Raw genomic sequence first — 14,412 nt, 5'->3', positions numbered from 1 at the left:
ACTCCTCTCTTCTACTCCACGCTCTTGAGTGATTCGACCATCGGAATACGCACCAGCTTGGGATACATGACCACCATCACGATGATGGAGAACAGCAGGGTGAGCAGGAACGACCACACGTAGCTCCACGGGGAAATCATGTAGCCGAAGGTCACATCCTTCTGTTCGATGGATTGCATGATCAGCCGGTGCAGACCACTGCCGATGAGCAAGCCCAGCACCGCGCCCATGATGGTGAGCAGCAGATTCTCGCGGTAGATGTACATGGCCACCTCGCCGCGTTTGAATCCAAGCACCTTGATCGTGGCGATCTCGCGAATGCGTTCCGACACGTTGATGTTCGTCAGGTTGTACAGCACGACGAACGCCAGCAGGGCCGCGCACACGATGATCAGCAGCACGATGCTGCTCATCGCCTTGATCTGATCGGTGAACTCCTCCGCCACCTTCGTGTACGACGTCACCGACGCCACGCCGTCGCTGTTCTGCAACGCCTTGACCAGGTTGTCCTCCTGCCGGGCCGTCACCTTGTCGCTGAACTTGACCAGCAGCGTGTTCGGCGGCAGTTCCTCGAGGAAGTACTTGGCATACGATTTCTGCGTCATGTACGCGTAGTGGAATACATAGTTCTCGGTGACGCCGGTGACGGGGATCCGCTTGGTCATGCCGCCCGAATCGCGTACTGCAACGGTGTCGCCGGCACTGACGCCAAGGTTCTTGGCGAGCTTCTGGGTGAGCACGATACCGTCGTCGGTCAGATGGATCGGCTTGCCTGTCGTCGGATCGTCCAGACGGATATAGTCGGTGAACGAGTCGGGCTTGTTGACCGCGTAGATCGCCAGCGTCTCGTCGTCGCCGCCGTTACTGATGCTCACGCTGCCTACGCCGGCCCGCGTATACGACTTGACCGACGGATTGCCGTCAAGCGCACCGTAGACGTCGGCCACCTGCGCGTCCGTCGCGGTCTGGTCGAGCGACACCGACATGTCGTAGGCGAACACCTGACCGTACTGCTTGGCCACCACGGAACCGATCGTGTCGTTCATGCCCAGACCTGCCACCAACAGACCGGTGCAGCCCATGATGCCGACGATCGTCATGATGAGACGACGCTTGTACCGGAACAGGTTGCGCACCGTCACCTTCTGCGAGAAGTTGAGCAGCTTCCACAACGCCGGAATGCGTTCCAACAGGATGCGTTTGCCGATCTTCGGCGCCTTCGGACGCATCAGCGCAGCCGCCTGGCTGTTGAGCTCGTTGCGGCAGGTGAGATACGACACCAGCGCCATCGCACCCACCGTGATCAGCAGGCTGATCAGCACGATGAACGGATGGAATCCATGCACCAGCGCGGGCTGGCGGTACATCGCCGCCCACGCCTTGTACACCGACTCCGGGAACGTCCACACGCCCACGATCGCGCCGATCACACCGCCGACGGCGCTCGCCGCCACCACGTACAGCACGTACTTCATGGCGATCGCATTGTTTTGGTAGCCGAGCGCCTTGTAGGTACCGATCACGCCACGCTGCTCGCTGACCATGCGGGCCATCGTGGTCATGCACACCAGCACGGCCACGAGGATGAAGAACACGGGGATGATCTGCGAAATCGCATCCACACGGTCCACGGTGTTCTTATAGCTGACGAAACCGGCGTTCGCGTTGCGGTCGAGCACATACCATGTGGGGTTGTTCAGGCTGTCGATCCGGTACTTCGCGGCGATCAGCTTCTCCTTGGCGTCGTCAAGCTGCTGCGCACCGTCATCCTTCTGCGTTTCGAAGTCGGCCTTGCTCTTCTGGTACTCGGACTTGCCCTGATCGAGCTTGGCCTTGGCGTCGGCGAACTGTTTGCTCGCGTTGGCGTCGGCCTGGGCGAGCTGCTTCTTGGCCGCCTCGAGCTGGGCCTCGCCCTGCTCATACTCCTTCTGCGCCTGCGCGAGCTGATCCTTGCCGTCCTGCAACTGGGCGGCGGCCGAGTCAAACGCACCCTGCACCGAACCCTGCAGCTGCTGCACACCCTGCGTGGTCTGGTCGAGCGCGGTCTTCTGCTGCGACAGCTGATCGTACATCTTCTGGTACGAGTCGATGATCGGCTTCATCTGCTGCTGCTGATCCGGCGGCAGCTTCGACATCTGATCGTTGAGGTTCTTGAGGTTGCCGCTCATCGAATCCATCTGCTGCTGCATCCACTGGGTCATGGCCGTGGCCTGACCCATCTGCTGGTTCAGACTGTCATACTGCTGCTTCAGACTGTCGTAGGCCTGTTGGCCGGCATCCACCTGAGCCTGACCGGACTCGATCTGCTGCTTGGCGGAGTCGAGCTGCTGCTGTCCGTTCTGGATCTGCAGTTGCGCGTTCTGCTTCTTGAGCTCGTAGTTCTCCTTGGAACCGTCGAGCTTGGCATCGCCGCTCGCCAGCTGGGCGTTCGCATCGTCGAGCTTGTCCTGCGCGTCGGCGATCTGCTGGTCGTACTCGGCCTTCTTCTTGTCGTATTCGGCCTGCGACTGCTGAAGCTTCTGCTGAGCGGCGTCACGAACCTCGTTGCCGCGCTCGCGCGCACGGTCGGAACCGATGTTGTTGAGCGCGTCCTCGGTCTTGCCGACGAGCTTGTCGTACTTGGCGTCGAAGGCGTTAAGCTCCTTGGCTCCCTTGACGGTCACGGACGCCTGCGTGTAGATCGGGTCGCCGTTGTCGTCCTTCACGGTGAACGTGGAGTCAGGAACATAGGCGAACAGGTTGATCGACTTGCCGCCGATCTGCGACGTGCCCTTTTCGACCGTCAGATAGTACGGGGTGATGGCACGGCCGACGACGGTGAATGTGTCGGTCGACAGAGTGCCGTCGGTGATCTTCTTGGACGTGCCGGAGACGAAGGTGATCTTGTCGCCCACCTTGAGGCTCCTGCCGTAGTTGGCGCTGTCCTCGATCACGATCTCATTGGGCTGCGAGGGCATACGTCCGCTGACCAGGGTCACCTTGTTGAGCGTGTTGGTTCCGGTGGGCAGTCCGTGGATGCGGAACACCAGCTGGCTGCCGTTCTCCTTGGCGATGGCGTCGGTGAAATGCCCAGGCTGGACGGCCTGGACGCCTTCGGTTCTGCGGATGGCGTTCAGATCCTTGTCGGTCAGGCCGAGCGTGGACATCACGCTAATGTCCTCGATGTTGGACTGGTCGAAGTAGCCGTCCATCGTATGCTTCATGTCGGGGGCGGCGGACTTCAGACCGGCGAAGAATCCCACGCCGATGGCGACGATCAGCAGGATCGAGAAGAACCTGTTCGCCGAATGGCGGATCTCCCGCCAGAAATCGAGCAGTAGTGCCTTGGTCATACCGGTCCTACCACTCCACGTCCGCGATGTTCATCGGATGAGCGTTGAGTTCGATCGCCTCGATATGTCCGTTCTTCACATGCACCACCTTGTCGCCGATGCTGGTGAGCGCATAGTTGTGCGTGATGATGATCACGGTCATCTTGCTGCGACGCGCATAGTCCTGCAGCAGTTTCAGAATCTGCTTGCCGGTGTTGTAGTCAAGGGCGCCCGTGGGCTCGTCGCACAGCAGCAGCTTGGGGTTCTTGGCCAGCGCTCGCGCGATGGCCACACGCTGCTGCTCACCACCGGAAAGTTGCGAGGGGAAGTTGTCCTTGCGATCGTCGAGGCCGACGGCGTCGATCACCTCGTCCACATCGAGCGGGTCACGGCTCACCTGGGTGGCGAGCTCCACGTTCTCCCGTGCGGTCAGATTCTGCACGAGGTTATAGAACTGGAACACGAATCCGACGTCGTAGCGACGATAGAGCACAAGCTGCTTGTCGTTGTACGTGCTCACTTCGTTGCCGTCCACGAACACCTTGCCGGACGTGAGCGTATCCATGCCGCCAAGGATGTTGAGGATCGTGCTCTTACCGGCACCGGACGCGCCCACCACGATCACGAATTCGCCGTTGTCGATGCGGAAGTTGACGTCGTCGAGCGCCTGGATGTGCGTTTCGCCCATCGTGTAGGTCTTCGACACATGATCGAACTCAATGAATGCGTGATCATCCGACGTGGCATCGGATATGGCATCGGACGATTCCTCCGCCGGGGCGCTCGCCGCGCCGTCGGGCGTCTGCGGGCGTTCGATCGGTTCCGTGACAGCCTTCGATGCCGCAAGCGGGTCGGAGGTCACGGGAACGGAGATTGGCTTCTGGTCCGCCGTGGCGTCCGGGTCGGTGGGCCACTCGAAAACGGCCGGAGTCACGGTCGGCACGTCGTTCGGCACGTCGTTCGGCACGTCGTGCACGGCCGACGACGCGGTACGACGATGACGTCCATCCACCGCACTGCCGGAAACCGTTCTGCCGGAAGGCACATGGGCCGGCACGCCCGGTACGGCGTGCATGGCCGGTACGGTCGGCACATCCGGTACGGTCGGCATGGTCAACGGCGATACGGACGGTGTCGATGAAGCGGACGACGGTGCCGCATCGTTCTGGTCGAACACGCCCAGATCATTCACATCCTCAATCGGTGTATTCATGATGTCGTTTTCCGATTCCCGTGACGTCTCACACGTTTTCCGACAGGTACTTCGCCAGATCACCGACGGTGAGCATGTCCTTGAGCTCGTCGTCGCTGATGTGAATGCCGAACTCGTCCTCCAGTTCGCCGACCATCGTCAGAATGTCGTATGACGTGACCTTGAGGTCCTTGAGGAACTCGGTCTCCGGGGTGATCGTCCTGGGATCGACATCCACGTACTCGAGCAACATCGTGCGTACTTTCTCAAACATCGTCTGAATCCTTCCTTCTGCTTCCTTCTGTTGTGTTCTGGTTCCAGTTGCGACCGTCAGACCGTCAGCTGTCGTTCCGTCCTCGTCTGCGCATGCGTTCGATCACTTTGAATCGTCGGATCTTCTGCGTGGTGGTCTTCTCGAACTCGTGGTCGGATATGCTTACGTCGGCGATCCGCTTGTACGACGGCACGGACCGGTTGACGATGCGGATGTCCTCCATCAGACGATCGTGCCGAGCCTGCTGATCATGCAATCCGAGCTGTTCGCACTGATCGTCGTCGAGGAAGCACACGGCGTAGATGCCGGTGCCCGCGTCGTCCGAATACACCACGCATTCGCGCACGTAATCGATGCCGTGCATGATGTGTTCCTCGATGTCCTCGGGGCTCACGTTCTTGCCGTTGGCGAGAATGATGAGGTTCTTGAGTCGTCCGGTGAGGAACAGGTATCCGTCCTTGTCCACATGGCCGAGATCGCCGGTGCGCAGCCAGCCGTCGTCGGTGAACACGGTGGCCGTGTCCTCGGGCATCTTGTAGTAGCCGAGCATCACGTTGTCGCCCTTCACCTGGATCTCGCCATTGCCGTGCTCGTCGGGATTGGCGATGCGCACGTCGATGTTGGGCAGCACATGGCCGACCGATCCGGCCCGGCGGTAATGGTCACCGCAGGATGCCACCAACGGCGCGCATTCGGTGATGCCATAGCCGTTCTTCACATCGATGCCGATGGCGTCGAGGAAGGATTCCGTCTCATGCGCCAACGGCGCTCCGCCGGAGACGACCATGGAGAGGTTCCCTCCCAGGGCCTGCAGCACCGGCTTGAAGAATCGACGACGACGGTCGATGCCGAATAGCCGCAATGCGGCGCTGACCTTCATGCCGTACTGGAGATGCTCCCACAGGCCGTTGCGTTTCGATTCGATGGTGATCTTGCGTACGAGCAGGTCGAGCATCATGGGAACCATGCTCGACATCTCCGGTCCGAAATGCTCCAGATTGCGGGCCACATGGCGCAGATCGTCGTTGATGGCGACGGTCGTGCCCTCCCAGATCGAGCAGATGATGTTACATACCAGTTCGTAGGTGTGGTTGATCGGCAGCACCGACAGGTTGGTCCTGCGGAAGGTGGTGAGCTGGCGTGCGCCCTTCATTACGGTGACGATGTTGCGGTGGCAGAGCATCACACCCTTGTTGGCGCCCGTGGTGCCGGACGTGAAGACCAGCAGGCTCATGGTATCGGCGTCGATGGGCGCCTCGGTGAACACCGTTTCGTGGGCGCGCACCAGAGCCCGACCATGGGCCACCAGTCTGGTGTAGGCGTAGTAGTCGCGATCCTGGTCCTCGACCGACAGCTTCTTGAGCAGGTCGACCGCCGAGCCGGTGCCACGCATCACAATGACCGCGCGCACCTTGGGCAGACGCGGAAGTAGCGGCTGGAGCTTGTCGAGGAACGATCCCTCACAGAAAATGGCGTCCACGTCGGCCAAGACCAACTGGGCGACCATGGTATCGGGGTCGAGCAGCCTGTCGATCGGCACGGCGCATCCCACGCCGTTCATGGTGGCGAAGAACGCGGTGAGCCATTCGATGGATGTGCCGCCGATGAGGGCGATATGCGATCCGGACAACGTGGTCAACGATGTCGTGGCCGAAGACGACTGCTCATCGCCGGATCCGGACACGGCCGGCGTCGCTCCGCCCTCCGGGCGAGCCGTGGAGGAGAACGGTTTGGGCAGACGCATGAGCGCGGTTCCCAATGCGCTGATGTTGTCGGCGAAGCCTCGGAAGGTGATGGCGCTTTCGTAGATCGGCGTTTCGATCTGACGGTAGGCGATCTTGCTGGCGTACCGGCGCTTAGCATAGTTGATGACGTCCCGTAGATCGCTGACTTTCATCAGATTGGGAATTCTGTAAAACCGTTTCATTCCTTGTAAGACTCTCCTCAGTCATCGAACTCGCACATGTTCCATGCACCCGTTCGATGCCCACCAGCACATATGCCTCTCAATCCTGAACGCAAGAATATGCTTCTGGCATATCGCTGTCATCCCCCACTTTCCCCATCCACATCACACGACATGCACCCTTATGAGCCTCGCTACGTAACGGATGTATTCACTCGTGTCATCAGATGCCCCCTTATGTGGCGCAAATCAATCGACTACGTACCGCATACGGGGGCTGGGAATTCATGCACTGTTCACATGTTGAGGCGTGGTCATATGGGTACTGCGGGCGACGGACGCCCGCATGGCCGTGCGCAATCCGGTTGTCCAGAAAAAATTCGATGAACTCCAAAATCGTTCTGGAGATAATTCGCCACGCCAATCAGGTGTATGCAATCAGGAGTATGCAATCAGGAGTATCGGAGCTTCACCGCTCACGAACCCCCATCCGTCATATAACCACAGATTGTGCAAGCGTCTGATACCGAACAACGAAAAGAGGGCCGCTTCCAATATGGAAACGGCCCTCTAGGGAAGGAAGGAGAAAAAGAATTCCGGCTACCGCCTGCGACGGCAACGACCGATCTTCGTCGCGGTCACAGGATCCAGCCATTCACGACATCAATAGTGAGGTGACGTCCATCACGGTGTCCGTCACCTCACTATTACTCCTATTGCTCAGTGGCGGTTGTTCAGACGGTGGTACATCTCCGACAGCTCCAGTTCCTTCTCGAACTGGCGGGTGGTGGTGTTCTCGTCGATCACGGCGAGCTCGACACCGGCGATGCGGGCGAAGTCCTCCCAAGCCTCACGACCAACGGAAGTGGTCATGCAGGTGTGGTGAGAACCGCCGGCGGTGATCCAGCACTGAACAGCGGTCTTCAGGGACGGCTGCGGCTTCCAGACGGCGCGGGCACACGGCAGCTTCTGGAGGGAGCCCTGCGGCTCAACGACGTCCACGACGTCCATGAGCAGACGGAAGCGCTCGCGCTCGTCGGCCATGGAGACCACGACGGCGTCCTTCTTCGGCTTGCCGGAGAAGACCAGACGCACCGGGTCGGCCTTGCCGCCGATGCCCAGCGGGTGGATCTCCAGCTTCGGCTTGGCGATGGTGCCGATGGCCGGGGAGACCTCGAGCATGTGGGAGCCCATGTCGAGCTCGTCGCCCTCGGTGAAGTTGTAGGAGTAGTCCTCCATGAGGGAGGCACCACCCTCGAGGCCGTAGCCCATGACGGCACCGATGCGCACAAGGACGGAGGTCTTCCAGTCGCCTTCAGCGGAGAAGCCCCAGCCGTACTCGGACGGGAAGCGCTGCGGGCCAACGCCGGGCAGCTGCGGGAGGGCACCGAGGTCCTCGAAGTTGTCCACGCCGGCGGTGCAGCCGTTCTCACGCATCATGTTGACCATGGCGGCCTCTTCCTTGGCCGCGATGAACAGGGAGTCGTACTTGGCGTCCAGCAGGGCCGGATCCACGTCGTACTTGGCCTTGTAGTCCTCGATGATGTCCTTGACCTGATCGTCCTTGACGGCGTCGTAGGCGGCGACGAGCTCGTTGACGGCCCAGGTGTTGATGGAGGCACCGAACACGCGCTCGGCTTCGGTCTTGTCACCCTCGGTGACGGCCACGTTACGCATGTTGTCGCCCCAGCGCATGACCTTCATGTTGTTGGAGGCGTCCCAGCCGGCGCAGGCGCGAGCCCAGGTGCCGACCTTCTCGGCGACCTCGGGATCGGTGTAGTGGCCGACGACGATCTTGCGCGGAATGCCGAGGCGGGAGACGATGTAACCGAACTCACGGTCGCCGTGGGCGGCCTGGTTCAGGTTCATGAAGTCCATGTCGATGGTCTCCCACGGGATCTCCTTGTGGTGCTGGGTGGCCAGCTGCAGCAGCGGCTTGGTCAGCACTTCAAGACCACGGATCCACATCTTGGCCGGAGAGAAGGTGTGGCACCAGGTGATGACACCGATGACGTTCGGGTTGGCGGAGGCCTCAACCATGAACTCCTTGACACCGTCGGAAGACTTCAGGGTGGGCTTGAGGACGATCTTGGCCGGGATCTTGCCGGTCTTGTTCAGGTAGTCGACCATTTCGCCGGAGTGGATGGCCACCTGGCGAAGGGCTTCCTCACCGTAGAGGTCCTGCGAACCGACGCCGAACCAGATTTCCTTGCCCTCGAAGGGGTTCTCCATAACCATAATTGACTCCTTTGTGCCTATTTTGGTGTTTGGTTTTGGATGATGCGGAATTAAGTTTTCGATGTGTGAACACCGGTATGTGAGCGTTCACATATCAGCCACTACACAGTGTAGCAGTAGCGGCCTCGACAGGCAACCGCGTCGCTCGTCAAAGTTGCTATATCTATTCGTTTTTCGTTTCGCAAGCGCGATGCGTGTGCGATACGTGTTGGATGCGTGTGCGAGTGTGGTGGTGTGATCACACCAGGACGATTCCACTAGTGTGATCACACCAAGGATTGAGGAATGTACCCGAGGGGATCACTTGGTCCAGAAGGACTGGATCTCCTCAAGGGTCTTGCCCTTGGTCTCGGGAACCAGGAACTTCACGCCGAGGAAGGCGACGAGATCCATGGCGGCCCAGAAGATGAAGGTGCCACCACCCCAAGCGCTGAACATGACCGGGGTGAACTGGGCGACCAGGAAGTTGGCGCCCCACAGGAACACGGTGCACAGACCAGCGGCACGACCACGCAGGTAGGTCGGGAACAGCTCGGAGATCATGACCCAGGTGACCGGGCCCATCGAGAAGGCGAAGGACGCGATGACCAGGCAGGCGAAGATCAGCGTGAGCACACCGGACCAGTTGAGCAGCATGGACAGACCCATGAGGAAGTAGAAGATGCACATGCCGAGGGAACCGGCAAGCATCAGCGGCTTACGACCGAGCTTATCGATGAAGTACATGCCCACGAAGGTGAACAGGAGCTCGACGAGACCGATCAGCGTGGAGCACAGGAAGGCGGCGGTGTCGCCCTGGAAGATCGGCTTGAAGATGGTCGGAGCGTAGTAGGAGATGGCGTTCTGACCAACGGCCTGGTTGAAGATGGCCAGGAAGATACCGACGAGCATGGCGTGAGCCAGCGGGGCGCGGAACAGATCGGACAGGGAGCCCTTGGCGTTCTCGGCGATGGAGGCTTCGATCTCAGCGGCTTCCTTCTTGGCGGACTCGGTACCACCGATGCGCTCGAGGACCGCGAAGCCCTTCTCCTTGTTGCCGGACTGGAGCAGGAAGCGTGGGGACTCAGGAGACAGAGCCAGGGCGATGAAGAGGATCAGTGCCGGAAGAGCACCGATACCCAGCATCCAACGCCAGGCCTTGTCGGCGAAGTCGGAGTGGATGCCACCGAAGCCGGCGATCCAGAAGTTGATGAGGTTGGTCAGGAAGATACCAAGAATGGTGAGCAGCTGGTACATCGAGGACAGCGTGCCACGGTACTTGGCAGGAGCGCACTCGGTGATGTACGTAATGGCCAGCGAGGAGGCGAGGCCGATACCAAGACCACCAAGGATACGAGCGATGATCATGGAGGTCGGGTCGTTCACCATGGCGGACCACAGGGCTGCCACGAAGAAGGCCGCGGCACCGATCAGCAGCACCGGACGACGACCGATGCGATCGGAGATGAAGCCGGAGACGCCGACGCCGATGACGCCACCAATCATAATGGAGGAAATGATGAGGCCTTCCATGGCGGCGGAAAGCTTCCACAACGAGGACAGGTACACGATGGCACCCGAGATGCTCACGGTATCGTAGCCGTACAGCAGACCGGCCAGACCGGCGCTGACCGCCAGAATGACCACATATTTCATCGAGCCCTGCTTAACAGCGCCCTGAGAAGTCTGAGACATTGTTCTTCCTTGATTTTTGTTTCACCCTTGTGACGGACGCATCAAGCGGGACTCCAACGACCCGGAATGCTCCATCAGCCAATCGATCAAGAACAAACATGTTCGCCCAAGTTCGTTCCCTTTCGGTAGCTGGTTGAAATGTTACCGCTCACAAAATGGCATGTCAAGCCACATGCGCATCGTTCACATCCGCCATTTATCATGCGTTTTCCAACTTTTTCCAAAAATATGAGAGCGTTCACATAAATCGACTCGAATCAAACATTTCTTATTGTTTCACTACCATAAATAGAACATTAATGTTCGTTCTTGTGATCTCATGCTTGATAATGAGCACGTTGTGAAACTGATTACAAATACAATTGACTAATAACTCGCTATAACTTACGGCGTGTCGCCCACCGCCGTTGCGACGCCGCGACTGGCGTCGCGGCCAGCGCCACTGCCAACACCGTCGCCAACACCACACCAGCGTCGCGGACGACACCACGTCCGGCAAAAATCGCTACCACCAACGTCCCTTCGCAGCTGGTTCCCCACTGCCACCCGCCGCCAACGTTCCACCGCCATCAGCAGACCATTGCCTCCAGCCGTTAAGACTAATTTGTTCTAGCTTGCAGGACGGTTGCGTCCGTCCGCTCCAAGCCTCACCACCGTGGTGACTGCTTGGTTCGCACGTCACTGGGTCCAGAGTTGTACGACCGTGACTGCTTCGTCTTACAGCCCCTCCATGCGCGTTCAGGATCTTCGAGGCACTCCCGGCGACTTGGATATTGATCGCGGTGTTGAGCTCGCAGTTCTTTTCGAAACCGCATCCCTTCTTGCCGCTCGCCTCCCGTTTCCGCCAGCCTCTTGTCGCCGCCAACTCCCCCTGTTATCGGTGCCCACCGCCACTACCTATCCACACAACCACCAACACCAAGAACCCCTTCAGCACCACGACTTCACCATCACAAACACCATTCGCTACCGCTCTGCCACTTGCCACCACTCTCCGTCACCACTACCACTCTGTCGCCAGTGCTACGGCACCGACCGGCATTCCATCGTCGCCGATATCGCCTCACGAACACCCCCCACCTTCGATGATCGACATCGAGATCATCCGGGCATACTACGAGACGCCGGAAGGATTCCGGGGAAGAAGGGTGTGTCTCGGTAAGTGTGCAACTGGTCCTGGTCGCATGCGTGCGACAGATACGCACTGGATCGGGTTTCCAACTGCGGGTTTGCCTCACGTTTGTGACGAACCCGCAGCGAAGTACGCCCTTCGATGCGGGTTTGTCGTATATGGATGCCGGATACGCACTGAAGCGTGTCCCCTGGTGCGGGTTCGTCACAAACATGCGTCGGATACGCACCGAGGCGTGCGGCTCGCTGCGGGTTTGCCTCACGCGTGCGTCAAATGCGCACTGAAGCGTGTCTCCAGTGCTTGTTCGACGCATGCGTGTGCCATACAGGCGCCGTGGCGTGTCTCCGGTGCTTAAGTGACGTATTCGTGCGTCGTTTGAGCACCGGGCAGTCGCTTGGATGCTTGTCGGACGCACATATGCGCCATATGGGCATCGGGGCGTGCGTCCGGTGCTTGTTCGGTGCATGCGTGCGTCGTATATACACCGAAGCGGGAGACTGTCTTCTCATATGTCGTCACTGCTTCGATCAGCGGGGCCTCTTTCTGCCGACCTCGTAGCTGTCAGCCAAGACCAGTTGCACACCCACCGAGACACTCCCAAGAAGAAAGGGACATGGATCCACCCCGTCGTGGCAGACAATATATATAAGGCACGATTCTGCATTCTCTGCCACGGCTCATGGCAGAGAATGAACATATACCACGAATCCGTCGCTCGCTGCCACAAATCGTGGCAGAGAATGGCATATCACCGCCGATCGCCGTTCTCTGCCACATGATCATGGCAGGGAATGACGATTACCCGAAATCCCGCACTCTCTGCCACGCAGTCGACACTCAATAAGGTTCATGCTGTCCATAATCGACTTGAAGATGTCAAATATTGAAACTTCATTGGTCTCCAACGCTGCACTTTGCGATTCTGGACCATAATTCTTGTGGCAGGGAATGCTCAAACGTCGTAATTCGTTATTCTCTGCCAAAACCGATGGCAGAGAATGGCATATCAGCTTAATCCGCAATTCTCTGCCACACGACCACAGATTCGCAGCATACGATCATTCCCAACGCACCAACCACGCCATCAACAGGAGATCTACTCACACCGATACGCCCCACTCTCACCGCGGAGCGGTACGATGCCGATCATCATTGTCCCGCGCCAAATGCTCCCCGGAAATAATAAAAGGTTCTCGTGCAATGACCGCAGCCATCAGAGAACCTCCAATGATCGGAGTCTTATCTCGCCCTATTCCACCTTGCCATAGTACTGACGAACGCATCCGGTTCTGAAGCAAACCGAAGGAAACACACCGCACGTCCACCAAAGAACACCGCCCTTGCCCCTGTTGCGCAACACTGCTGCAATAATGCGTGCGGCTCCAAGGCGCACGGGATGAGGACGCACGAAAGGTTGTCGGATACAACGCAAACCCGCAGTGTCTCTCGCTCATCACAACATCAGAAGAATTAAGAAATCAAGTCGGCCACCACACCCCCGTCCTGTTCACTCCACACCTACTCCCATACTTAACCGCGCGCGCAATCTCATATTCCAAAACCTGCCCGAATAGAGAGCGCCCCGTCCCTTAGTGTGATCACACCAAAAGACGGGGACGTTGGAATTTCAACGTTTTGCAGGCCTACGACGCTAGTGTGAGCTCACACTAATGAAAGACCTCGCACCAACACGGGACTCACGCCAACGGGGCTCACACCAGCAACGGAAGCCTGTGCCGACCGCTCCAGCCCACAAGCCAACGTTGAATCCCGTGTCTATTCCCGCGTTCGATCCTGCACTTAATCCCACATCCCAAAACCTGCCCGAATAGAGAACGCCCCGTCCCTTAGTGTGATCACACCAAAAGACGGGGACGTTGGAATTTCAACGTTTTGCAGGCCTACGACGCTAGTGTGAGCTCACACCAGCGACGGGACTCACACCAACGGGGTGCGCGACACCCTCAGGACCACGCGCAATCCCATATTCCAAAATCTGCCCGAATAGCAGACACCCCCATCCCTTAGTGTGATCACACCAAAAGACGGGGGTGTTGAAATTCCAACGATTCGGAGGCCTACGACGCTAGTGTGAGCTCACACCAACGAAAGGCCTCACACTAACGGGGCGCGCACCGGCGACGCGGGCCGCGGCACCGGCGTGATGCGTGCGACTCCAAGGCGCGCGGGACGAAGGCGTACAACGGTACGCCGAGCCCCGCGCAACGCGGGAGGCGCCCCGGCACGTCAGTGCTGGCCGTACACGTTCTGGTAGCGGTCGTTGAGCTTGTCGATGTCCGCCTGATCGATCTCGATGATCTCGCCCAGCTGACGGGCCGCCCACATCGTATGCGCGACCTCCTCGGTCATCGCCGCGGCCTTCACCGCGCCCTCCGCGTCCCTGCCGATCGTGAACGGGCCATGGTTCTGCATCAGCACCGCCGGAGACTTCGGATACTTCCTCAGCGTCTCGACCACGCCCTCGCCGATCGCCTCCGAACCGATCAGACGGAACGGGCCCACCGGCACCGGGCCACCGAACTCGTCACCCATCATCGTCAGCCCGCACGGGATGTTCTGACCCGTCGCCGCCCACGCCGTCGCATACGTCGAATGCGTGTGCACCACGCCATACACGTCCGGCATATGACGGTAGATGTACGCATGCGACGCCGTATCCGAGGA

General features: G+C 59.2%; 7 protein-coding genes. All 7 read right to left on the bottom strand.

Features of this window, described 5'->3' with window-relative positions:
- Positions 1-11: 11 nt before the first annotated feature.
- Positions 12-3,332 (bottom strand): FtsX-like permease family protein, encoded by a 3,321-nt coding sequence (locus BTIS_RS09195; protein ID WP_094664780.1) that lies wholly within the window; start codon positions 3,330-3,332, stop codon positions 12-14.
- Between the two features lie 7 nt (positions 3,333-3,339).
- A complete protein-coding gene (locus tag BTIS_RS09190; protein WP_094664859.1) occupies positions 3,340-3,999 on the bottom strand; it encodes an ABC transporter ATP-binding protein in 660 nt (219 codons plus the stop codon).
- Positions 4,000-4,552: 553 nt separating this feature from the next.
- Entirely contained in the window at positions 4,553-4,777 is a 225-nt protein-coding gene (locus tag BTIS_RS09185; protein WP_094664778.1) for an acyl carrier protein, read from the bottom strand.
- A gap of 64 nt (positions 4,778-4,841) precedes the next feature.
- Positions 4,842-6,704, bottom strand: coding sequence for an AMP-binding protein (locus BTIS_RS09180; protein ID WP_094664776.1), 1,863 nt, complete (start codon positions 6,702-6,704; stop codon positions 4,842-4,844).
- A 699-nt stretch (positions 6,705-7,403) separates the two neighbouring features.
- On the bottom strand, positions 7,404-8,921 hold the full coding sequence (araA, locus tag BTIS_RS09175) for an L-arabinose isomerase (protein WP_094664774.1): 1,518 nt from the start codon (positions 8,919-8,921) through the stop codon (positions 7,404-7,406).
- Positions 8,922-9,221: 300 nt separating this feature from the next.
- The gene (locus BTIS_RS09170) at positions 9,222-10,595 is read right to left on the bottom strand and encodes a sugar porter family MFS transporter (protein WP_094664772.1); all 1,374 of its coding nucleotides are present in this window, start codon (positions 10,593-10,595) and stop codon (positions 9,222-9,224) included.
- Between the two features lie 3,379 nt (positions 10,596-13,974).
- Positions 13,975-14,412 (bottom strand): L-ribulose-5-phosphate 4-epimerase (locus BTIS_RS09165; RefSeq protein WP_211279450.1); only part of this gene is annotated, 438 nt, incomplete at its 5' end.

This window comes from Bifidobacterium tissieri, from assembly GCF_002259645.1.
GTDB classification, from domain to species: Bacteria; Actinomycetota; Actinomycetes; order Actinomycetales; family Bifidobacteriaceae; genus Galliscardovia; species Galliscardovia tissieri.
The sequence above is the reverse complement of the archived record's forward strand: the minus strand, read 5'-3'. Positions and strand labels throughout refer to the sequence as shown.

Coding starts and splice junctions, on each gene's coding strand:
- BTIS_RS09180 (WP_094664776.1), bottom strand. CDS start 6,704: ATGAAACGGTTTTACAGAATTCCCAATCTGATGAAAGTCAGCGATCTA.
- BTIS_RS09170 (WP_094664772.1), bottom strand. CDS start 10,595: ATGTCTCAGACTTCTCAGGGCGCTGTTAAGCAGGGCTCGATGAAATAT.
- BTIS_RS09195 (WP_094664780.1), bottom strand. CDS start 3,332: ATGACCAAGGCACTACTGCTCGATTTCTGGCGGGAGATCCGCCATTCG.
- BTIS_RS09190 (WP_094664859.1), bottom strand. CDS start 3,999: ATGGGCGAAACGCACATCCAGGCGCTCGACGACGTCAACTTCCGCATC.
- araA (WP_094664774.1), bottom strand. CDS start 8,921: ATGGTTATGGAGAACCCCTTCGAGGGCAAGGAAATCTGGTTCGGCGTC.
- BTIS_RS09185 (WP_094664778.1), bottom strand. CDS start 4,777: ATGTTTGAGAAAGTACGCACGATGTTGCTCGAGTACGTGGATGTCGAT.